This window comes from Streptomyces flaveolus (genome assembly GCF_000716535.1).
Taxonomy (GTDB): domain Bacteria; phylum Actinomycetota; class Actinomycetes; order Streptomycetales; family Streptomycetaceae; genus Streptomyces; species Streptomyces flaveolus_A.
Genome location: NZ_JNWV01000005.1, coordinates 119,773 through 141,848 on the forward strand (window position 1 = coordinate 119,773; position 22,076 = coordinate 141,848).

The window sequence follows — 22,076 nt, forward strand, 5'->3', positions numbered from 1 at the left end:
GCCGGATCAGGGCACACGGCCGTGATCTTTCCGTGATCATGCCCCCTGTGAGTCTGCAACGTCGAAGTGCCCTGAGCCGGCGGGTCGTTCCGGCCGTACTCGGCACCCTCAGTGTCCTGTCCCTGCTGTCCGCCCTGCCCGCCGCGGCCCAGTCTGCCCGGCGGGACCACCGGCCCGCCGCGCCGCCGCCCCGGCAGGTCACGGCCGCGGAGGCGCGCACGGACGCCCGTCTCCGCTCCCTCCACGACCGGCCCGCGGCCCTGCGGGAGTTCTTCCGCCAGCTCCCCAAGGGCGGAGACCTGCACAACCACCTCTCCGGCGCGGTGTCCACGGAGTACCTGATCGAGCTGGCCGCCGAGGACGGGCTGTGCGTCGACACCGCGACGCTGACCGCGGTCGCCCCGCCCTGCGGCCCGGGCACCCGGCCCGCCGCCGACGCGCGCGCCGACCGCGCGTTCCGCGCCGCGCTGATCCGCGCCTGGTCCATGGAGGACTTCCCGCCCGGCGAGAGGGGGCACGACCACTTCTTCGACACCTTCGGCAAGTTCGGCGAGGTCACCTGGCGGCACCGGGGCAAGCTGCTCGCCGAGGTCGCCGACACCGTCGTCCGCAACAACCAGTCGTACCTGGAGACGATGGTCACCCCGGCCTCCGACGGCGCGAAGAAGCTCGCCGCCGAGGTCGGCTGGGACGACGACCTCTCCGCCCTGCACCGCAGGCTGGTCGCGGACGGCAAGCTGGACAGGCTGGTCGCCGACGCCCGCGAGGAGGCCGACGACGGCGACGCCGAGTTCCGCGCCACCGAGCGGTGCGGCACGCCGCAGGCGCGGCCCGGGTGCGGCCTCACCGTCCGCTGGATCTCCCAGGCGTCCCGGGGTAGTTCACCGGAGCGCGTCTTCACCCAGCTCGCCCTCGGCATGCGACTGGCCGAGGCCGACCCCCGGTTCGTCGCCGTCAACCTCGTCCAGCCCGAGGACGCGGAGACCGCCCTGCGTGACTACAGCCTGCAGATGCGCATGGTCGGCTATCTGCGCACCCAGTACCCGAAGGCGCATGTCACCCTGCACGCGGGCGAGCTGTGGCCCGGGCTGGTCAAGCCGGAGGACCTGAAGTCCCACATCAGGGAGGCCGTGGACGTCGCCCGCACCGAACGGGTCGGGCACGGCGTCGACCTCGTCCACGAGGACGACTGGCGGCGCACCGCCCGCACCATGGCGGACCGCCGGGTGGCCGTGGAGGTGCCCTTCTCCAGCAACGCCCAGATCCTCGGCGTCAAGGGAGCCGACCACCCCTTCGCCACCTACCGCCGTTACGGCGTGCCGGTCGTGCTCGCCACCGACGACCCCGGGGTGTCCCGGATCGACATCAGCCACGAGTACCAGTACGCCGCCGCCACCTACGGCCTGCGCTACCCCGAGCTGAAGGACCTGGCCCGCGCCTCCCTGGAGTACGGCTTCCTGCCGGGCCCCGGCCTGTGGCAGGGCGACCCCACCGCCAAGGGGTACCAACCGGTCCAGGCCTGCCGTGGAGAGCACCCCGGCCTCCCCGTGCGCGGCGCGGCCTGCCGGCACCTGCTCGCCGACAGCCCCAAGGCCCGCCTGGAATGGCGCCAGGAGGCCGCCTTCGCCGCCTTCGAAAGGACACACAGGGACTGACCGCACCCGCACGACGCCCCCACGAGCCCGGGGGGCCGTGGCGTGGGATTCGGATACAGGACGGCCCGGCTCGCGGTGCCCGGTGCGTCGGTGGCGGAGGTCGCCGACGGACTGGGGCCGCGCCGGCGCCGGGCGGCCGGCCGGGTCGAGGGCACCGAGGCGACCCACCGGGAGGCTGTCTTCGCGGGCGGCCCCGTCGGCCGACCCTGACGGTTCGTCATGGCGCGGATCCAGGCTGGCGCAATGGGATGCGCAATCCAGCGTCAGCGTGCGTGACGGGGTGCACGGGGGTGCGGCCACACACTGCTGCGCCAGGCACGTCACTCGTTCATCTCACCGTGTATGAAAGGCTGCCAGGAACGCACCGGCGCAACGGGAGGCCTTCGGCATGGCGATCATCCACCGCACCACCATCAAGCCGACCAAGGTCGAGCTGCTCACCGAGTGGCTGCCCACCCGGCCCTGGTACCGCGGTGGCGCCGCGCCGGTGCTGGAGAGGTCCGGCGGGTTCCGGCTGGACGATCCGGAGGGCGAGGTCGGCATCGAGTTCCTGGTCGTCACCGACACCGCAACCCCCGGGCGGACGGCCTACCTTGTGCCGTTCACCTACCGCGGGGCGCCGCTGGAAGGCGCCGAACACGCCCTCGTCGGCACCATGGAGCACGGGGTGCTGGGCACGCGCTGGGTGTACGACGGCTGCCACGACCCGGTGCTGGTCACCGAACTGCTGTCGCTGATCGAGGGCAGGGCGCAGGCGATGGCCCAGAGCATCACGGACACCCCCGACCACGAGGTGACCCGCTCCTACGGCGGCGCCGCCCTCGGCGTGGACGACTTCACGCCCGAGCCGGCCGACGGCGAGGACGGCACCCGCATCCCGGTGCCCGAGGGCCTGACCCTGCACGTCCACCGCGTCCTCACCCCCGTCGCCGAGAACCCGCCGCTGCCGCCGCAGGGCGCCCTCGGCCATGTGGCGACCGGCTGGCAGGGCCCGGACGACACCCGTCTGCGGGCCGTCTTCATGACGCTGCGCGCCCTCTGACCCCGGCAGGCGCCGTCCGCGGGCCGGCGGGCGGCGCCGCCAACAGCCCACGCGGCGGGCACCTCTGTCCATCGGTCTGGCATGGACCGGTCAAATCTGTCACTCTTTCGACAGCTCGCGCCCCGACCCACAGGGGCGCGCCGCACCTTCCGCACAGCGAGCGCGCAAGCCCCACCCCGACCGCCCCGGCGCACCCCGGCCGGCCGGGCGGTCCTCGAGCCGGCCGACCCCGGCCGCCGCAAAGGAGTAGCGTGTGAGACCGACCCCCCACAGAGCCCTCGGAGTCGGCGCGGTCGCCGTCGCCGCGCTGGCCGCCCTCTCCCTCCCCGGCACCTCCGCCGCCACCCGGCCCGCCACGGCTCCCGTGGCCGCCGCCTGCACCCCGGCGCAGGTGGTCGCCAACGGCGGCTTCGAGAGCGGCACTTCACCGTGGACACAGTCCGCGTCCACCGTGATCACCAGCCGCTCCGGGCAGACCGCCCACGGCGGCAGCTCCTACGCCTGGCTGGACGGCGTCGGCGGCACCCACACCGACACCCTCGGCCAGAGCGTGACCGTCCCGTCCGGCTGCGGCGCCGCCACCCTCACCTTCTGGCTGCACATCGACACCGCCGAGACGACCTCCTCCACCGCCTACGACAAGCTCACGGCCAAGCTCGGCAGCACCACGCTGGCCACCTACTCGAACCTGGACGAGCACACCGGCTACGTGAAGAAGTCGATCGACGTGTCCTCGTACGCCGGCCAGACCGTGAACCTGTCCTTCACCGGCACCGAGGACTCCAGCCTCCAGACGAGCTTCGTCCTGGACGACATCGCCCTCGACACCTCGGACGGCACCACCCCACCGCCGGCCGACTCCACACGGACCCCGGCTGCGCCGTCGTACACCGTGAACCTGAGCAGCGACACCGGCGGCACCGTCTGGACCGGGCACGAGAGCGTGACCTTCACCAACGCCTCCGCCACCGCGCTCGGCGAGGTCTACCTGCGGCTGTGGGACAACTACCACGGCAGCTGCGACGCGATGCCCATCAAGGTCACCAACGTCACCGGCGGCACCGCCGGCGCCCTCTCCGTCGCCTGCACCGCCCTGAAGATCGACCTGCCGCGCCCGCTCGCCCAGGGACAGAGCGCCACCATCGGCTTCGACCTCGGCATCACCGTGCCCAGCGGCGCCGACCGCTTCGGCCACGACGGCGCCTTCAGCTTCGTCGGCAACGCCCTGCCCGTCCTCGCCGTCCGGGACAGCGCCGGCTGGCACCTGGACCCGTACACGAACAACGGCGAGTCCTTCTACTCCCTGGCCGCCGACTTCAAGGTCACCCTGGACCACCCCAGCACCCTGCTGGTCCCGGCCACCGGCACCTCCACGGACACCCCCGGCTCCAGCGGCCGTACCGTCACCACGGCCACCGCCTCCAAGGTCCGTGACTTCGCCTGGGCCGCGGGCCCCTTCACCAGGATCTCCGGCACCTCGGCCGCCGGCGTCCCGGTGAACGTCTACTCCGTCTCGGGGATCAGCTCCACCAGCGCCCAGTCGATGCTCAGCACCGCCAAGAGCGCGGTCGACGCCCACGCCTCCCGGTTCGGCGCCTACCCGTACGGCGAGCTGGACGCCGTCATCGACAACAACTACTGGTTCGGCGGCATGGAGTACCCGGGGTTCGTCCTCGACGTGGTCAGCACCACCGCGCTCACCCACGAGATCGCCCACCAGTGGTGGTACGGCATCGTCGGCGACGACGAGTACACCAGCCCCTGGCTGGACGAGTCGTTCACCGACTACGCCACCGACCTCGCCCAGGGCAAGACCGGAACCAACTGCTGGAGCGGCGTCTCCTGGGCCTCCAGCGCCGAGAAGATCACCAACTCGATGGCGTACTGGGACGCGCACTCCTCCCGGTACTCCACCGTCGTCTACGGCTACGGCAAATGCGCCCTGCACGACCTGCGCCGCGTCCTCGGGGACACCGCCATGGCCAAACTGCTGAAGGACTACGCGACCGCGCACTGGTACGGCGTGTCCACCACGGCCGAGTTCAAGGCGGCTGCCCAGGCCGCCACGAGCACGGACCTGACCTCCTTCTGGACACAGCACCGCATCGAGGGGTGACGGACACCCACACGGGCTAAAACCGGCCGCGAACGGCTTCGTCGGGCGCAACCCGGGGTGCGCGAGGACCCGGCCCCGGGTCAGATGGATTCCGTGCGAATCCCCATATTCCGCTCCCGCGGCCGGTCTCGCCTGTGCCTCACCGGCACCCTGACCTGCCTGCTGCTGTTCCTGTCCAGCCCCCCGGCCGCGGCCGACGCGACCGGGGGCGCACCCGTGCGCGGCAGCGCCTACATGGGCATCGGCGTCCTCGCCCACGACGGCGACTCCGGCGACCCGCCCCCGGACCCCCGCGCCACTCAGACCGAGGGAGTGGACGTCTCCAGCCATCAACGCGACGTCGACTGGCCGACGCTGTGGAACGACGGAACCAAGTGGGCGTACACCAAGGCCACCGAGGGCACGTCCTACACCAACCCCTACTTCACCCAGCAGTACGACGGCTCGTTCGACATCGGCATGGTCCGCGGCGCCTACCACTTCGCCACCCCGGACACGGCCGGCGGCGCCGCCCAGGCCGACTTCTTCGTGGAGCACGGCGGCGGCTGGTCGAACGACGCCCAGACCCTCCCCGGCGCCCTCGACATCGAGTGGAACCCGTACGGCGACGCCTGCTACGGCAAGTCCAAGAGCGGCATGGTCAGCTGGATCCGGGACTTCCTCGACCGCTACAGGTCCCGCACCGGCCGGGACGCGGTCATCTACACGGCCACCAACTGGTGGATCCAGTGCACCGGTGACTACGCCGGCTTCGGTGAGACCAACCCGCTGTGGATCGCGCGCTACGCCTCCACGGTCGGGCCGCTGCCGGCCGGCTGGACGTCGTACACGATGTGGCAGTACACCTCCAGCGGCAGGACGGTCGGCGACCACGACCGCTTCAACGGCTCCCAGGACGGGCTGCGGGACTTCGCCACCAGCGGAGCACCGGACGCGTCCTGACCCCGGCGGGCGCACCGGGCACCGTTAGGCTCGACGCGTGCCGCATGTCGAGATACTCCAGCTACTGGTGTCCCCGGTGCACCGCCTCGCCGGCCGGCCGGGCGACGGCCCGCCCGAGCTGCCGCCCGGCGAACTGGTGACGACGGCCGAGGTCCGCGCGGGCCTCGGCATCGTCGGGGACCGGTACTTCAACCACCCCGCCCACCGCAACGCCTCGATCACCCTCATGGCCGCCGAGCGGCTGCCGCAGCCGGGGCCGTACCCGGCCGACCTGCTGCGGACCCGGCGCAACGTCCTGCTGCGCGGGGTCGACATCGACGCCTACATCGGCAGGACCGTCTTCCTCGACTCCGGTTCCGGGCCGGTCGAACTGGAGGTGCGCAGCGCCGCCCGGCCCTGCGCCTGGATGGACACCACCCTCGGCCCCGGCGCCCAGCGCGCCCTGCGCGGCGGCGGGGGAGTGCGCTGCCGACCGCTGACCGACGGCGTCCTCACCGTGGGCCCCGCCGTGTTCGGAGTGCGCGAACCGGGGGACACGGCGCCCGGCGCATAGCCGGTCCTGGGGGAGGGGCGCCGGGGCGGCGACTGACCGGTCCCGCGCTCACGCGCCCGAGGTGACCAGGTGGTCGGCCAGCCGGTGGGCCTGGGCCAGCAGCGCGCCGTAGGTGGCGACCTCGTCGGGGTCGTCCGTCGTGGAGCGGGCCAGGTCCCGGCGCAGGTCGCCGAGCGTGCCGCGCAACCGCGCCACCGCCTCGCGCAGCTCGTCCTCGCACTCGTCGCCGAACCGGCTGTGGCTGTAGAGGCGCAGCGCGCGGGCCGTCTCGCACAGGAACTCCGCGTACCGCTTGGCGAGGCCCGGGTGCGGGCGGGGCGCCGAGCGGTCCTCGGCGGCGGCCTCCATCACCGTGCGGGTCACCCCAGCGGTGTGCACGGCCGCGTAGTCCAGCACCACCAGCGCGTCGTCGTACCCCTTGTCGGGCAACGGCGCGGTCGGCTTGCGGCGTTTGCGCAGGTTGCCGCGCAGGCTCTCGCGGCTCCGCTCGACCGCCGAGCGGGCCTGCACGACCAGCTCGTGCAGCCGTAGCGCGCGCTTGTGCCAGGCGCCGGCCTCCTCCGCGTCCCAGCGGCTCTCGGCCAGACCGTCGGCCACGTCCCGGAGGATGTCGTGGGCCTCCTCGGTCGCGTCCCGCAGCACGGCACGGGTGTCCCGCAGATACAGCGGTGGCCGGACCAGCGCGTTGACGGCGATGCCGACCACCGCCCCGAACAGGGCCTCGGTGAGCCGGGCCGTGGAGGTGGCGACGGTGACCGACCCGTTGGTGAGGACGAACAGGGCGCCCGTGGCCGCGTAGATGCCCTGACTGCCCAGGCGCCGCCACTGGCCCAGCAGCATCACGAGGGGAAGCACCACCGCCATCGCGGCCACCGTGCTGTGCAGCAGCAGTCCGACCGCGGTCGCCGCGACCGTGCCGACTGCGATCGCCGCGAGCTGTTGCAGACCGTGCGCGATCGACCGGTACACGGTCGACTCCACCAGGACGACCGCCACCCAGGGCGCGACGAACGCCACCGGCGCCCGCAGCCACCAGCCCGCCACCGCCCACGCCACCCACGCGGCCAGCGCCGCCTTCACCGCCTGCACGGCCAGGTCCCGCTCCCGGCACGGTCCCGCCCAGGCCCGCCGCGCCGCGCCCACCGCGCCTTCCACGTCACGCCGTACGCCCTGCCAGGTCACTCGTATCCCACGCACGGCGCCCCGGGTGCCACCGTTGGCACCCCCTCATGCCACCGAGGCCGTGGAGAAGCGTCGCGGGGCGGCGGGACGGCCGGCGTCGTCAGGCCTGACGGGGTGCGTGAATGCCGGCGTTGTCCTGGGTTCAGGTCGATGGCCGTGGGCAGCCGGCGCCGTCGGGTCAGGTGCCTGCCCGTGCCGCCTCCCTCCAGGCGGTCTCGCGCAGCAGGCGCAGACCGTTCAGGCCGACCAGGACCGTGGACCCCTCGTGACCGAGGACGCCCAGGGGTAGCGGCAGCGTGCCCGCGAGGTCCCAGACGACCAGGCCGGAGATGAACACCGCCGCGATCACGAGGTTCTGTACGACCAGGCGGCGGGCGCGGCGGGACAGGGCGACGACGGCGGGTACCGCGGCCAGTTCGTCGCGCACGATCACCGCGTCGGCGGTCTCCAGCGCCAGATCGGAACCGGCCCGGCCCATCGCGACACCGGTGTGCGCGGCGGCCAGCGCGGGCGCGTCGTTGACGCCGTCCCCGACGACCAGCACCCGGCGGCCGGCGTCCTGACGCTCGCGCACGGCGGCCACCTTGTCCTCGGGCAGCAACCCGGCCCGGACGTCGCGAATGCCGACCTCGTCGGCCAGCCGGGCGGCGGCACGCGCGTTGTCGCCGGTCAGCAGCGTCGGGCGGGCCCCGGTCAGCGCGGTGAGCGCGCCGACGGTGACGGCGGCGTCCGGCCGCAGCCGGTCCGCGACCCCGAGCACCCCGGCCGGAACACCGTCCAACGCGACCAGCACGGCGGTCCGACCGCCGGCTTCGAGCCGCGCGACGAGGGCCGCGGCGGCGCGATCGGGGGCCTGCTCGGTGGTGACCGGGGAAGTGGTTGCGGCCGGCGCAGCGGAGGCGGCGGTGGCAGGGGAGCCGTGCCCGTCCGCGCCCGGCTGCCCGGTCGGCGTGCCGTGGTCCGGCGTCCGGCTCTTCTCGTTCAGCAGGCGGGCCGGCGCGCCCACCGCGACCGTGCGGTCCCCGACCGTGGCGGTGACGCCGACGCCCGGCGCGGAGCGGAAGCCGTGGGCGGTCGGGACGGCGAGGTCCCGGGCGCGGGCGGCGTCCACCACGGCTCGGGCCAGCGGGTGTTCGCTCGGGTGCTCGGCCGCCGCCGCGAGCCTGAGCAGCTCCTCCTCGGTGAGAACGGCACCGGGCAGCGGGACGACGTCGGTCACCCGCGGCGTGCCCTCGGTCAGGGTGCCCGTCTTGTCCAGCGCCACGGCGTCCACCTGTCCGAGGCGTTCCATCACCACCGCCGATTTGACCAGCACCCCGCGCCGGCCGGCGTTGGCGATCGCCGACAGCAGCGGCGGCATGGTCGCGAGCACCACCGCGCACGGCGAGGCGACGATCATGAAGGTCATGGCCCGCAGCAGCGACCCGGTCAGCGCGGCGCCGAAGGCGAGCGGCACCGCGAACACGGCGAGCGTCGCGGCGACCATGCCCAGCGAGTAGCGCTGTTCGACCTTCTCGATGAAGAGCTGGGTCGGTGCCTTGGTCCCGGACGCCTCCCGCACCATGCGCACGATCCGGGCGATCACCGAGTCGGCGGCGTCCCGGCCGACCCGCACCCGCAGCGCGCCGGTGCCGTTGAGGGTGCCGGCGAACACCTCGTCGCCGGGCTCCTTGGCGACGGGCAGCGGTTCACCGGTGATGGTGGCCTGGTCGACCTCGCTCGCCCCCTCCAGCACCCGGCCGTCGGCGCCGATCCGCTCCCCGGGCCGCACCAGGACGGTGTCACCGACGGCGAGGTCCGCCGGCGCGACCGCCTCCTCGGTGCCGTCGGCGCGCAGCCGGGTCGCGGTGGCGGGGGCGAGGTCGAGCAGGCCGCGCACCGAGTCGGCGGTCCGGGCGGTGGCCAGCGCCTCCAGCGCCCCGGACGTGGCGAAGATGACGATCAGCAGGGCGCCGTCCATCACCTGGCCGACGGCCGCCGCTCCGAGCGCCGCCACGATCATCAGCAGGTCGACGTCCAGGGTCCTGTCGGCCAGCGCCCGCAGCCCCGCCCAGGCGGGCTCCCAGCCGCCGGCCGCGTAGGCGAGCGCGTACGGCACGCCCCATGCCCAGCCGGGCGCGCCGGTGAGCTGGAGGGGGAGGGCGAGCAGGAACAGCACCGCGGCCGCCGCCGCCCAGCGGGCCTCGGGCAGCGCGAGGACCCGGGTGCGGCGCCGGGGCGCGGCGGGCTCGGTGCGGGCGGCCCCGGTGGGCAGGGCGCGGCGGTCGGTGAGGACGGAGGGCATGGCGAAGGGACCCTTCGGCAGGGCGGACGATGTGCAGCGACGCCCACGATACAGGTACATATGAAGAAGCTTTCAAGTGTCGTCTGTATGATGACTGCCATGGGCCATGGAGCAACTCCCGCGCGGACGGCGGTTCCCCGTACGCGCCTGGACGCGGACAGCGCCACGCGCGTGGCGACCACGCTCCAGGCCCTCGCCACTCCGTCCCGGCTCCTGATCCTGTCCCGGCTGCGCGAGGGCCCGTGCGCGGCCACCGAACTCGCCGCCGAGGTCGGCATGGAACAGTCCGCGTGCTCACACCAGTTGCGGCTGCTGCGCAACCTCGGCCTGGTGGTCGGCCGCCGCCAGGGCCGCTCGGTGATCTACGCCCTGTACGACGGCCATGTCGCCGAACTCCTCGACCAGGCCGTCTATCACATCGAGCACCTGCGGCTCGGCCTGAGCGACGGCGCGGACGCCGGCCTGCCGGAGGAGACGCCGTCCGGCACCACGCGTTAGGGATTCGCGGGGAAGAGCTTCGCGGGAGGGGGAGCCGGGCGATGGGCTGGGGGACACGCAGCGCCGAAGCGGACGAGGAAGCGCTGCGCAGGGCGGAACAGGCCGCCGCCGTCCACGGGTTGGGCGAGTGGACGCACACACAGCGCATCGGGAGCCGGATCACCGGCCTGGGCTGCGTGTCGCTGATGCCCGCACTGCTCTGCCTGATCTTCGGCGTCGGCATCTTGAGCGGCCCCTACGGCCCCGGGGTGAAAGCCGTCGCCGTCGGGCTGCTCGTCCTGGTGGCCGCCCTCCCCGTGGCCGGTTTCCTCATCGAGGGCCGGCTCACCCACCGGGACACCCGGCTCCATGTGTTCGCCGGGGGCGTCGTCGTGACCGTGGGCCCGGCCCGCACCCACGCGCTCCCCTGGTCCCGGCTGACCGTCACCGAACGGACGGAGACCACGTCCTACGGCCAGAACAGCCACGGTCCCACCGTCCACTGGCTGTATCTGGCCGACCCGGACGGCACCCCGCTGGCCCGGATCAGCACCCGCAACCCGGCCGGCGCGGCCATCGCCCGCGCGAAGGCCGAACGGACCGGGACCTGACCGGTCGAACCGGTGCCCGGCGGGCGTACCGGCCTGCGCGGTACCGCCGGAGCCGGCCTCCGGCCTCCGGCGTCTGAGCGGGGACGCGGTGGACCCGCCGACATTCGAGGAGCGACGGGACCGGGTGAGCGGCGGGGTCCTGCGGAGCGGCGACCTGGTCCGCGCCGTCGGTGTCGTTCCGGCGGTATCCCGCCCGTGTCGTCGGTCTGGTTCAGGCGGTATCCCGCCCGGCCGTCGGTGTCGTCTCGGCGGTATCCCGCCCGTGTCGTCGGTGTCGTTCCGGCGTCCTGGCCCGCGCCGTCGGTCCGGTTCAGGCGGTATCCCGCCCGGCCGTTGGTGTCGTCTCGGTGCTATCCCGCCCGCCCCGCCGGTCTCGTTCCGGTGGCGTCCTGGCCCGCGCCGTCGGTCTGATCCCGGCGGTATCCCGCCCGGCCGTCGGAGTCGTCCCGGCGGTATCCCGCCCGCGCCGCCGGGCGACGTCCTGGCCCGCGCCGCCCGTCTGGTTCCGGCGGTATCCCGCCCGCGCCGTCGGTGTCGTCCCGGCGGCCTGGCCCGCGCCGCACGAAGTCACGGTCTGGAGACCGTAAGTCCGGCGCGACCTGTCACAGCCCCCGGTCGCTCCCTCGTTCCAGGCTCGGCGGTGTCCAGTCGGCGTGGCGCAGGATCGCCCGCATCGTCGCCCGGGACGGGGCCAGGCGCAGCCCGGTGTCGCGCAGGGCGACGGCCAGGGGGTGGGACAGTTGCTGCCCCAGCCGGCCGGCCTGCCGGGCGGCGCGGGCGACCGCCTGGGCGCGGGGGCGGCGCTCGGCGTCGTACCGGGCCAGCGCCGTACCGACCGAGGTCTCCCCGGCCAGCGCGGCGGCCAGGGTCACCGCGTCCTCAAGAGCCTGGCAGGCGCCCTGGCCGAGGTGCGGCGTCATGGCGTGCGCGGCGTCGCCCAGCAGCGCCACCCGTCCCGCCGTGAACGACGGCAGCGGCGTGGCCAGTTCGTGGATGTCGTGGTGCAGCACGGCCTCGGGCCGGGTGGCGGCCAGCAGCGCGGGGACCGGGTCGTGCCAGTCGCGGAAGCGGTGGCGGAGCATGCCGAGCGGGTCGGCGTGGCGGACGCCGGGCGGCGCGTTGAGCACCGCGTGCCACTCGGCCCGGCCGTCGGTGAACGCGATGTGCCCGAACTCGGCCCCCGCGCCCCAGGTCAGCTCGAAGTCGGTGGCCACCTCCAGCGGGCCTTCGGTGAGGGCCCGCAGCACCGTCGAACCGGCGTACACCGGACCGGGATGGTCCGGGAACAGCAGCCCGCGCAGCCGGCTGTGCACGCCGTCCGCCGCGACGACCAGGTCCGCCTCCAGGACGTCGTCCCCCACGGGTACGCCCACCCGGTCGGGGGCCGAGAGGTCGAGCGTGTCCACGGTCGCGCCGACCAGCAGGCACTCCTCGGGCAGCGCCGCGCGCAGCAGACGGTGCAGGACCGCGCGCGGGATGCCGACGATGGGGGAGCCCAGCGCGCGTTCCAGCAGGGCGCCGTCCATGCGCGACAGCCACCGGCCCGCCGGGGTGCGCGTACCCCCGGTGTACTGCGGGCGCGCCGCCGCCCGGACCGCCGCGCCGACGCCCACGGCGTCCAGCGCGCGCAGTCCGTTGGCGTGCAGCGAGATGCCCGCGCCCGCGTCGGCCAGGACGGCGGCCCGCTCCACCACCCGGACCTCCCAGCCGATCCGGCGCAGGCCCAGTGCCGCGGCCAGTCCGCCGATACCGCCCCCGACCACCACCGCCGTACCGCCCATGCCGGTCCCCTCCCGCGGGCTTCTACATCTGTAGAAGCACCCTAGCGCGCCGTTCTACGGCTGTAGAAGGCGGGTGTAGAAAGAGGGGGTGGCCACAGACCGACGTACTCTCCTCGCCGACACGGCGATCACCGTGCTCGCCGACAGCGGCATGCGCGGGCTGACGCACCGCGCCGTGGACCGTGCGGCCCGACTGCCGCCCGGCACCACCTCCGCGTACTACCGCACCCGCCAGGCCCTCCTGACCGCACTGGTCCGGCGGCTGGTGGCGCTCGACCAGGCGGAGCTGGAGGAGAGGGGCGCCGCGACCCCCGTACCGCGGACCGCCGACGAACTGACGGCCGGCATCGCCGCGCTGGTCGCGGCCCGGCTCACCGGGGAGGGCCGTCGGCGGTCCCTCGCCCGTTACGCCTGCGCTGTCGAGAGCGTCCACCACCCCGAACTGCGCGAGATCCTCGTGCCGCGCGAGAACCAGGGGCGGCGGGTCGTGCGCGAATTCCTCGCCGCGCAGGGCGTCGCGGACCCGGAGGACCGCACGGTGACCCTGCTGACCTGCGTGGACGGGCTGGTCTTCGACCGCCTGGTGCACGGCGGGAGCGTCCAGGAGGAGGAGATCCGCGGTCTCGTCGCGGCCGCGCTGCGCTGAGCCGTACGACGACGGCTCCTCGCGTGGCAACACCGGCTCTCTCCAGTGCTCACCGCCTTGGGGTCCCGTCACGGTGGCGTCGCGCGCAGAGCCCGCAGGACCGCCCAGAGGACCGAGACCAGCGGGACGGCGACGACGGCGCCGATCACCCCGGCGACGATGCTGCCCGCGATGACCGACACGGCCACGACGAGCGGATGCAGCCGCACCGCCCAGCTCATCACCAGCGGATGCAGCACGTGCCCCTCCAACTGGCCGATCACCACGATCAGCACCAGCACGCCGACCGCCGTCAGCGGACCCCGCCCGGCGAGCGCGACCACCGTGGCGACCCCCAGCGCCACCGGTGAGCCCACCAGCGGCACGAACGCGGCGAAGAACTCCAGCAGGGTCAGTGGCAGCGCGAGCGGTACCCGCAGCACCAGCAGGACCACTCCCACCAGGACGGCGTTGGTGGCGGCCACGATGATGATGCCGCGCGTGTATCCCGCGAAGGTCCGCCAGGCCGCCCGCCCCGCCCGGTCCCACACCGGGCGGGCGCCGCTCGGCAGCAGCTGGTCCCGCGCCCAGCTCCACAGGTGCTCGCCCGAGTGCAGGAAGAAGACCGAGGCGAACAGCGCCAGCGCGCCGCCGGTGACCAGCTCCACCACCCGGCCCAGTTCGCTGACCGCGCTGCTGAGCAGAGCCGCACGGTGCGTGGAGACGTAGTGCGTCACCTGGCGTTGCAGCCCGGTGAGCGCGTCGTCGCTGAGCCGGAACGGCGGCTGCCGCAGCCACTCCTCGATACGGTGGACTCCGCCCCGGAACTCACCCGCCAGGCGGGCGGACTCGCTCGCCACCGCGCTGCCCACCAGCGCGAGCAGGCCCAGCAGCAGCACCAGACTGCCCACCAGTGCGATCGCCACGCTCAGCGGCCTCGGCAGGAACCGGCTCAGCAGCTCGGTCAGCGGGTGCAGCACGGACGTCACGACCAGAGCGAGGAACAGCGCGACGGCAATGAGCTGGAAGCTGCCGAGGAGGCTGAAGACGCCGTAGACGGCGGCGCCGACGAGGATCAGCCGCCAGGCGTAGGCGGCGGCGATCCGCAGCCACGGCACCGTCCGCTCGGCAGGCGGCGTCGGCGGCACTGACGGCTCCGGGGGGCTGGTGGCGGACGGCAGCCGCACGGAGTAGGACGGCCGGCTGCCCAGCACCGCGCGCCCGGCCCGGCGCCCGCCGCTGCGCGGGGCCACCCGTCGGCGCGCATCGCCCGCCACCGCGCCCACCTCCTCCGCCCTGAGAGCGGCCCGGCTGACAGCCGGTCACCTCCACAGCACCGTAAGCACACGGAGCGGAAGGGGCGCGTCGAACGCATCCGGGGGCGGTCCGAGGTGGAAAGCGTGCCGTCGGCTCCTGGGACCCGCCGAGGGTCGTCGCCAGGAGGGGGCACCTCCAGTGATCACCGTCGCGTTCCTGCTGCTCCCGGTGCTCAGTCTGCTGCTGTACGGGCTGGACCGGGTCGAGGACCGGTGGCTGGTGCGGCCCCGGGCGGCCCGCCGTTCCCGGCACCGTCGGCCGACGCGGACAGGCCGTCACTGAGCGCCGCGGGCTCCTCGCACCTGCGGTAACGGACGATCGCCTTGCCCAGCTCGATCCGTTCCGGCTCGGGAAGCGTCCCGCCCTGCGCGTACGCCAGGATGTGCTCGGCGACCGTGCGCAGCTTGACGTTCGTGCGCTGGGAGACGTCCCGCAGCGCACGCCAGGCCTCCTCCGGGGCTATCCGCCCGAGGACGACGACGGCACCGATCGCCTGGTCGATCACGGCGTGCGAGGTCACGGCACGCTGCAGTTGCAGGTTCTCTTCCTGCAGTCGGTGGTACTCCGACGCCAGGTCGGTGGCCGAGAGCAGGACCAGGGGCTGGTGCCGGGAGAGGGCGAAGAAGGCCATGGAGCACCTTTTCGAGTGGGGGGCGTCACTGCTACGCCTGCCCCCGGTGGGCGCTTGCACACGAATTGAACCAGCCCTGCGGACCCCGGTCACGCTGTGCGGCCCGCGCGGTGCGGCGCCGCCCACCGTCGACACCCGGGCCCGGTCGTCGTTCGGACGGCTGTGAGCCCGACCCCGCGTTGGTCCGACCGGACATCAGCCCGGTCCTGGCGCGCCCGACTCCATGTGAGCCCAGCTCCTCACGGGCCCGGGCGCACGACTCCGCGTCAGCCCGGCAACCCCGGCACCTGTGTCAGCCCGACCTCCCCGTGTCCTGGACCGCGCGTTCCACCGGCAGCAGTTCGCGGATGTCCGCCGGCAGCGCCCCGGCCATCCGCTCGGTCAGTTCCGGGGCGAGGGCGGCGTCCAGCACCTCCATCACGGCGGCGGCGTCCCGCAGCGCCACCTCCTCGTCGGTGCCGGCCCGGACGGCGATGCGTCCGGCGAACGCCGTCAGCCCGAACCGCTCGGCCGCCGTACCGGCGTCCGGCGCGGCGGACGCGTCGACCGCATCTCGCATGGCCGCCGCCATGTCCGGCGGCAACTGGGCGGCCACATGCCGGGCCAGCCCGGCCGGCAGCCGTTCCGCCAGCGTGCTCACGACCGCGTGAGCGGCCCGCTCGGCCGTCCCCCGGTCGGGTAGCTGGGCCAGCGCCTGTACCTTTCCGATCATCTCGTCGTGCCGCATGAGACCGGTCCCTTCCGCACGAAGTGCCGACCGTACGCCCGTCCCCGGGGCGTAGCGGCACCGGGCGAGTACCCCGCACCCGCTACCGGTCACGGACACGGACCGGCGCGCGAGGTGCGCACGGCGGACGTGGGGCCGCCCTGACCGCTGCGACGGACGACGAACGGTTGGACGACCGACAGCAGGACGACCAACAGCCGGGGGTCGGACAGCCGTCACCGCCGCGGCCCCGCCTCAGCTCTCCGTCGTCTGCTGGGTCCACGTCCACGCGTACTGCAGCCAGTCCGCCACGGTCAGCGCGCCGAAGCCCCCGCACACCAGGCGGGTGAGGCGGGGCGCCGCCGCGTAGGAGCACACCAGGGCACCGGTGGTCCAGGCGGCGACGCAGAACGGGCAGGACACCAGGTCGCCGACCGCGCGCCGGAACCCGTCGCCCCGGGGCTCGTCCATGACCTCGCTCGCCTCGCCCTGGTCCGCGCGGCGGGTGAACGGCGCCCGCAGAAAGCTGGTGATCTTGTCCCTGGAGAGCACACGCGACGTCTTGTACGCCGCCGCGCCCAGCAGCGCCACGTCCCAGGGCGGCACCTGTTGCGGCAGGCGGACACCCCGGCGCCGGGCCAGCAGGGCGAAGGTGCCGGTCCCCGCCAGGAACACGGAGGCCAGGGCCGCATAGCCGCCCAGCGGGACCTCGCCCTGTTCGTCGTAGCGTGCGGCGTCCTTGGTCATGCGGCCTCCCAGCCTCCCGGTGCGTCTCCCGTCCTGCCCAGGGCGCGCAACGAGTTCCCCCCTCCACGGCGGCGACACGTGACGTTCCGGGCCGCGGGGGGTATAGTATTCATCACCTGATGAATTACTGCTCTCGACGAGAAGGGCAGAACCACCATGGAAAAGACCACATGCTGTGTCGTGGGGGGCGGCCCCGCGGGCATGGTGCTCGCCCTGCTGCTGGCCCGGGCCGGGATCGAAGTGACCGTGCTGGAGAAGCACGCCGACTTCCTGCGCGACTTCCGCGGCGACACGGTCCACCCGTCGACCCTGGCGCTGCTGGACGACCTCGGTCTGACCGAGGAATTCGCCCGGCTGCCGCAGCGCCGGGTCCGCACCGTCCAGCTGCCGCTGGGCGGCGGCCGGTCGGCGGTCACCGTGGCGGACCTCTCCGCGCTGCCCGGTCCGCGCAACTACGTGGCGATGGTGCCCCAGTGGGACCTGCTCGACCTCCTCGCCGACCAGGCCCGCCGCGAGCCGTCCTTCGAGCTGAGGATGAACACGGAGGCCACCTCCTTCGTCGTCGAGTCCGGACGGGTCGCCGGGGTGCGCTACCGCACCTCCGACGGCCGCACCGGCGAGCTGCGCGCCCTCCTCACCATCGCCTGCGACGGCCGCGGATCACTGGCCCGGTGCCTGCCCGAACTGGGCCTGCACCACTTCGCCTGCCCGATGGACGCCTGGTGGTTCCGCCTCCCGCGCCGCGCGGGCGACCCGAGCGGGCTCGTCGGTGGCGCCGGTGAGGGCTTCCTCGCCGCGATGATCGACCGCGGCGACTACTGGCAGTGCGCCGCGCTCATCCCCAAGGGCACCGACGCCGAGCGCCGGGCCGCCGGCCTGGACCGCTTCCTGGGCGCCTTCGCCGATGCCGTCCCCTGGATCGCCGACCGGACGCACACCCTGCGCTCCTGGGACGAGGTCAAGCTGCTCGACGTCCACCTGGACCGGCTGCGCCGCTGGCACCGCCCCGGTCTGCTGTGCATCGGCGACGCGGCGCACGCCATGTCCCCGGTCTTCGGCATCGGGATCAACCTCGCCGTGCAGGACGCCGTGGCCACCGCCCGCCTGCTGGTCGGGCCCCTGCGCCGCGGCACCGTGGGGCTGCGTGACGTACGCGGTGTGCAGCGCCGCCGCCGTCCCACCACGGTCGTCACCCAGGCGCTGCAGCGGGCGGCCCACGCGCGCGTCATCGCGCCGGTCCTGAGCGGCCGGCCGCCCCTGGGCGGCGCGGAGCGGGCCCGGCGCCTCGCGGGCCTGCTCAGCGGCGCGCCGTGGCTGCGCCGCGTCCCCGCCTATTTCATCGCCTACGGTGCCCTCCGGGAACGCCCGCCCGAGGAGGCGATGCGCCGGCGGACGGCGGGCACACCGACGGGCGGACCGTCCCGGTGAGCGGACGAGCGGCGGGCAGCCACTCCCGGTGAGTGGGTCAGGTCACATATGACCTGGTACGCACCCCCTCCCGGCCGTGCCCGGCGCGGGGCTACCGTTGCGTGGAGCCCTGTACCCCCTCACCTCGGACGGCCCGGCTGTGCTCACTGATCTGTCCCCCCTGATAGCCGCGACGGCACGCTGGCTGACGGTCGCCTACCCGCCGTGCGGCGGCGCACTGGCCTCCGCGCTGTGCGAGGCGCAGGCACGGCAGGCGGTGACGGTCGCCGCCTGGCTGCGGTATCCCACCGCGATCGACGCGGGCCTGGTCACCATGGCGGGCCCCGGAGGCGCGGCCCGCCTCGACTGGATCGCCGGCGCCGAGCGGGCCGGCGAGCACCCGGCCGAGGACTGGGCCTGGCGCACCTGGGTGGACGAGGTCGTGGCCAGCTGGGCCGCCGCCCTGCTCACCGACCCCGAGCTGGCCGATCTGGCCGTCGCCGCACTCGCCGGGAGCGAGCACGCCGCGACGCCGACCGAGTTCCGCCGGCTGCTCACCCCCGACGACGGCGACCGCCGCGCGGCGGCCCTGCTCCGCCACCCCGACCTGCTGTGGCCGGTGGCCGAGCTGCACCACGACCAGCTGGTGGACCGCCTCGCCCCGGGGGAGACCCTCGCGGCCTGAGCCGGCGGTGCCGCAGCGGCCCGCGCCCGCGCTGGGGGTATGACCGGCACGGGGTTCTTGCGACCGAGTCGTCCGCGTCCGTGCTGGGGGCCTTACCGGCACCGGGTCTGTGCGTCCGAGCCGTCCGCGTCCGTGCCGGGAGCCTGACCCGTACCTGGTCTGTACGTCCGAGCCGTCCGCGTCCGCGCTGGGGCCCGACCGGCGCCGGGTCGGTGCGTCCGAGCAGTCCCCGTCCGTGCCGAGAGCCTGACCGACACCGGGTACGTGCCTCCGAGCCGTCCGCGTCCGCGCAGCGAGCCTGACCCGCACCGGGTCTGTACGTCCGAGCCGTCCGCGTCCCGCCGGGAGCCCGACCCGCCTCGGGCCCCTGTGTCCGAGTCGTCCGCGTCCGTGCCGGGAGCCCGACCCGCCCGCCCCGGGCCTGCGCCCGGCGCAGTACGCGTCCGTGTCGGCTGGCTCACGGCCACCGCGCAGGCACTCGGCCGAGCCCCCGGTGTCGTACGCCCCGGCCGAGGTACTGCGGACCTGATGCGGGAGCCGCCCGTCGCGGGAAAGGCTCGGCCATGACCTTCAAGAACCCCGTCCACCGCGGCGGCCCGCGCCGCGGCCGGTTCGAACAGCTCGCCGAATACGCCTCGAACTTCACCAGCTCGCCGCTGTTCTTCCTGTTCTGCCTGCTCCTCGTCAGCTTCTTCGCCGCCTCCCACGTCGCCCATCTGCCGCTCCAGGTGCTGCTCCTCGCGGGCGAGTCCATGACGGCGGTCACCCTGCTGCTCCTGGCCCTGCTGAAGAACTCCGAGATGCGCGCCGAGCACGCGATCCAGCGCAAGCTCGACGCGATCGCCGCCGCCCTGCTGGAGGCGCACCAGGACAACCGGAGCCAGGCCTTCGAGGATCTGCGGAATGCGATCCGGATGGAGGAAGAGACCTGAGCGGGGCCGGCGAAACGCCGCGGCGGTCCTTCCCGGCACCCGGGCGAGCGACGACCATGCCGTGTCATGGACATTCTGCTCGTCGCCAGCGCGTTCAACAGCCTCTCCCAGCGCCTGTACGCCGAACTGTCGGACCTCGGGCACCGGCTGGACGTCGTGCTCGCCGCGCACGGTCCCGACCCGGTCCGGGCCGCCGTGCGCGAGCTGCGCCCCGACCTGATCATCGCGCCGATGCTCAGGACGGCCCTGCCCGAGGACGTGTGGCGGGAGCACACCTGCCTGATCGTGCACCCCGGCCCGCCGGGTGACCGGGGCCCGTCCTCGCTGGACTGGGCCATCGCCGACGGGGCCGAGCGGTGGGGCGTGACCGTGCTCCAGGCCGAGGCGGCCATGGACGCGGGCCCGGTCTGGGCGGCCGAGCCGTTCCCCGTGCCCCCCGTCGGCAAGAGCGACCTGTACCGCAACGAGGCCTCCGACGCCGCCGTCACCGCCGTCCTGACGGCCGTACGGCGCTACGCCGACGGCGCGTACAAGCCCCTCCCGCAGACCGACGAGTCGGTCACGGTCGTCTGGCGCGACGCCTTCCGGCAGGATCGGCGGCGGATCGACTGGGAGCACGACGACACCGACACGGTCCTGCGCAAGCTCCGCGGCGCCGACTCCCAGCCGGGCGTCCTGGACGAACTCCTCGGCCACGAGGTGTTCCTGCACGGCGGGCACCCCGAGGACGAACTGCGCGGCCGCCCCGGCGCCCTGCTGGCCCAGCGCGCGGGCGCCGTCTGCCGGGCCACCCGCGACGGCGCGGTCTGGATCCCGGAACTGCGCCCCCGCAGGAACTCCGGCGACCCGGCGCCCTTCCGCCGCCCGGCCGCCTCGGTCCTCGCCGCGTACCGGGCCGGTCTCGCCCTCCCGGAGGTCCCCGCCCCGCTGGAGCTCCCGCCCGGCCGGCGCACCTGGACCGACATCCGCTACCGGCAGCACGGCGACACCGGCTTCCTCGGCTTCTCCTTCCCGGGCGGCGCGATGAGCACCGACCAGTGCCGCAGACTGCTCGCCGCCTACACCGAGGCGCTCACCCGCCCCACCCGCGTCCTCGTCCTCGGCGGCACCCGCGACTTCTTCTCCAACGGCATCCACCTGAGCGTCGTCGAGGCGGCTCCCGACCCGGCCGAGGAGTCCTGGACCAACCTCAACGCCATCGACGACCTCGTGGAGGCCGTGCTGCGCACCACCGACCGGCTGGTGGTCGCCGCGCTCGGCGGCAACGCCGCGGCCGGCGGCGCCATGCTCGCCCTCGCCGCCGACCAGGTGTGGTGCCGCACCGGCGTCGTCCTCAACCCGCACTACCGGCGCATGGGCCTGTACGGCTCCGAGTTCTGGACGTACACCCTGCCGCGCCGCGTCGGCCCGGAGCAGGCCGAACGACTGACGACGCAGGCCCTTCCGGTCAGCGCCGCGACCGCCGTACGGCTCGGGCTCGTGGACCGGCTGGTGCCGGCCGCACCGGGGGACTTCCCGGCCGAGGTCGAGCGACTGGCGACCGCGCTCGCCGCCACCGGGGACCTGGACCGGCGGATCGCGGCCAAGGCGGCGGCCCGCGCCGCCGACGAGCGGCAGCGGCCCCTCGCCCGGTACCGGGAGGCGGAACTGGCCCGTATGCACGCCCTCTTCTTCGACCCCGAGGCCCCCTACCACGCCCTGCGTTCGGCCTTCGTCCGCAAGACACCGGGCGGTTCCGCCCGGCCCCTCGCCCCGGCCGCCGGAGACACCCGGTGACGCCGCGCCTGCTGGTGGCCGGCGTCGGCAACATCTTCCTCGCCGACGACGCCTTCGGCCCCGAGGTGATCCGCGCCCTGGAGCAACGCCCGCTGCCGCCGGGGGTCCGGGTCCACGACTACGGCATCCGTGGCCTGGACCTCGCCTACGACCTGCTGTCCGGCTGCGCCACCGCCGTCCTCGTCGACGCGGCCCCGCGCGGGCACCGCCCCGGCACCCTCTCCCTGATCGAGGCCGAACCCCCCGACGCCACCGTCCCGCCCGAGGCCCACGGCATGGACCCGGCGAAGGTGCTGGCCCTGGCCACCCACCTGGGTGACGAGCCCCTGCCCAGGGTCCTCGTCCTCGCCTGCGAACCCGGCCTCCTGCCCGGCGACGACGACCTCCTCCCGGGCCTCAGCACGCCGGTGCGGGAGGCGGTCGACCGGGCCGTCGACGCGCTGCACCTCCTCGTCCCCGCCCTCCTCGCCGATCCCGCCGGACCGCTGCCCCCGTTGGGCTGCCCGATGGAATCCGGGACCCCGCACTCGGCTGCGCTGCCCGGTACGGCGCCCGGCGCGACCGAAGATCGGTGAGACCCCCGGGCCGCACGGGACGCGGCCGGGGC

General features: G+C 74.5%; 21 protein-coding genes. 14 read left to right on the forward strand and 7 right to left on the reverse strand.

Annotation, left to right across the window (positions count from 1 at the left end; translation table 11 throughout):
• The first annotated feature begins 38 nt into the window (after positions 1–38).
• The 6 genes from OO52_RS06170 (at position 39) to OO52_RS06190 (ending at position 6,308) form a co-directional block, all read left to right on the forward strand.
• Entirely contained in the window at positions 39–1,655 is a 1,617-nt protein-coding gene (locus OO52_RS06170; protein WP_234339359.1) for an adenosine deaminase family protein, read from the forward strand.
• A 42-nt stretch (positions 1,656–1,697) separates the two neighbouring features.
• Positions 1,698–1,865 (forward strand): hypothetical protein, encoded by a 168-nt coding sequence (locus OO52_RS50705; RefSeq protein ID WP_158712475.1) that lies wholly within the window; start codon positions 1,698–1,700, stop codon positions 1,863–1,865.
• 178 nt (positions 1,866–2,043) lie between these two features.
• Positions 2,044–2,697, forward strand: coding sequence for a maltokinase N-terminal cap-like domain-containing protein (locus OO52_RS06175; RefSeq protein ID WP_030641770.1), 654 nt, complete (start codon positions 2,044–2,046; stop codon positions 2,695–2,697).
• A gap of 253 nt (positions 2,698–2,950) precedes the next feature.
• Positions 2,951–4,813 carry a M1 family aminopeptidase gene (locus OO52_RS06180; RefSeq protein ID WP_030641772.1) on the forward strand — a complete coding sequence of 621 codons (1,863 nt, stop codon included), beginning with the start codon at positions 2,951–2,953 and terminating at the stop codon, positions 4,811–4,813.
• A gap of 84 nt (positions 4,814–4,897) precedes the next feature.
• On the forward strand, positions 4,898–5,755 hold the full coding sequence (locus tag OO52_RS06185; RefSeq protein WP_030641773.1) for a lysozyme: 858 nt from the start codon (positions 4,898–4,900) through the stop codon (positions 5,753–5,755).
• 37 nt (positions 5,756–5,792) lie between these two features.
• Positions 5,793–6,308: a hypothetical protein gene (locus tag OO52_RS06190; protein ID WP_030641774.1), complete on the forward strand. Its 516-nt coding sequence runs from the start codon at positions 5,793–5,795 to the stop codon at positions 6,306–6,308.
• A gap of 48 nt (positions 6,309–6,356) precedes the next feature.
• On the opposite strand, the gene OO52_RS06195 is transcribed toward OO52_RS06190, so the two are convergent.
• A complete protein-coding gene (locus OO52_RS06195) occupies positions 6,357–7,463 on the reverse strand; it encodes an FUSC family protein (RefSeq protein WP_030641775.1) in 1,107 nt (368 codons plus the stop codon).
• Between the two features lie 205 nt (positions 7,464–7,668).
• A complete protein-coding gene (locus OO52_RS06200) occupies positions 7,669–9,774 on the reverse strand; it encodes a heavy metal translocating P-type ATPase (protein WP_030641776.1) in 2,106 nt (701 codons plus the stop codon).
• 99 nt (positions 9,775–9,873) lie between these two features.
• Between OO52_RS06200 and OO52_RS06205 the strand changes: the two genes are divergently transcribed.
• Positions 9,874–10,272, forward strand: a complete 399-nt coding sequence (locus tag OO52_RS06205) for an ArsR/SmtB family transcription factor (RefSeq protein WP_030641777.1) — start codon at positions 9,874–9,876, stop codon at positions 10,270–10,272.
• A gap of 41 nt (positions 10,273–10,313) precedes the next feature.
• Positions 10,314–10,862: a hypothetical protein gene (locus tag OO52_RS06210; RefSeq protein ID WP_030641778.1), complete on the forward strand. Its 549-nt coding sequence runs from the start codon at positions 10,314–10,316 to the stop codon at positions 10,860–10,862.
• Between the two features lie 602 nt (positions 10,863–11,464).
• Here OO52_RS06210 and OO52_RS06215 read toward each other — a convergent pair.
• Complete coding sequence (locus OO52_RS06215; RefSeq protein WP_030641780.1) at positions 11,465–12,643, reverse strand: FAD-dependent monooxygenase; 1,179 nt, start codon at positions 12,641–12,643, stop codon at positions 11,465–11,467.
• Positions 12,644–12,731: 88 nt separating this feature from the next.
• Here OO52_RS06215 and OO52_RS06220 point away from each other — a divergent pair, with 88 nt between their 5' ends.
• On the forward strand, positions 12,732–13,289 hold the full coding sequence (locus OO52_RS06220) for a TetR/AcrR family transcriptional regulator (protein WP_030641781.1): 558 nt from the start codon (positions 12,732–12,734) through the stop codon (positions 13,287–13,289).
• A gap of 68 nt (positions 13,290–13,357) precedes the next feature.
• Here OO52_RS06220 and OO52_RS06225 read toward each other — a convergent pair whose 3' ends face one another.
• The 4 genes from OO52_RS06225 to OO52_RS06240 all read right to left on the reverse strand — a co-directional run bounded on the left by OO52_RS06225 (position 13,358) and on the right by OO52_RS06240 (position 16,669).
• Positions 13,358–14,545: an AI-2E family transporter gene (locus OO52_RS06225; protein WP_030641783.1), complete on the reverse strand. Its 1,188-nt coding sequence runs from the start codon at positions 14,543–14,545 to the stop codon at positions 13,358–13,360.
• A gap of 212 nt (positions 14,546–14,757) precedes the next feature.
• Positions 14,758–15,216, reverse strand: coding sequence for an ANTAR domain-containing protein (locus OO52_RS06230; RefSeq protein ID WP_030641785.1), 459 nt, complete (start codon positions 15,214–15,216; stop codon positions 14,758–14,760).
• Between the two features lie 292 nt (positions 15,217–15,508).
• The gene (locus OO52_RS06235) at positions 15,509–15,943 is read right to left on the reverse strand and encodes a DUF2267 domain-containing protein (RefSeq protein ID WP_030641787.1); all 435 of its coding nucleotides are present in this window, start codon (positions 15,941–15,943) and stop codon (positions 15,509–15,511) included.
• Between the two features lie 234 nt (positions 15,944–16,177).
• Positions 16,178–16,669: a DUF1360 domain-containing protein gene (locus OO52_RS06240; RefSeq protein ID WP_030641789.1), complete on the reverse strand. Its 492-nt coding sequence runs from the start codon at positions 16,667–16,669 to the stop codon at positions 16,178–16,180.
• A gap of 156 nt (positions 16,670–16,825) precedes the next feature.
• On the opposite strand from OO52_RS06240, the gene OO52_RS06245 reads away from it, so the two are divergent.
• From OO52_RS06245 to OO52_RS06265, 5 genes are all read left to right on the forward strand, one after another.
• Entirely contained in the window at positions 16,826–18,097 is a 1,272-nt protein-coding gene (locus tag OO52_RS06245; protein ID WP_030641791.1) for an FAD-dependent oxidoreductase, read from the forward strand.
• A 139-nt stretch (positions 18,098–18,236) separates the two neighbouring features.
• Positions 18,237–18,761, forward strand: coding sequence for a hypothetical protein (locus OO52_RS06250; protein WP_030641793.1), 525 nt, complete (start codon positions 18,237–18,239; stop codon positions 18,759–18,761).
• A 563-nt stretch (positions 18,762–19,324) separates the two neighbouring features.
• Positions 19,325–19,693: a hypothetical protein gene (locus tag OO52_RS06255; RefSeq protein WP_030641795.1), complete on the forward strand. Its 369-nt coding sequence runs from the start codon at positions 19,325–19,327 to the stop codon at positions 19,691–19,693.
• Between the two features lie 66 nt (positions 19,694–19,759).
• Positions 19,760–21,469: a hydrogenase maturation protein gene (locus OO52_RS06260; RefSeq protein ID WP_030641797.1), complete on the forward strand. Its 1,710-nt coding sequence runs from the start codon at positions 19,760–19,762 to the stop codon at positions 21,467–21,469.
• Positions 21,466–22,044 carry a hydrogenase maturation protease gene (locus OO52_RS06265; RefSeq protein WP_030641799.1) on the forward strand — a complete coding sequence of 193 codons (579 nt, stop codon included), beginning with the start codon at positions 21,466–21,468 and terminating at the stop codon, positions 22,042–22,044. Before OO52_RS06260 ends, OO52_RS06265 begins: the two co-directional genes overlap by 4 nt.
• Positions 22,045–22,076 lie beyond the last annotated feature (32 nt).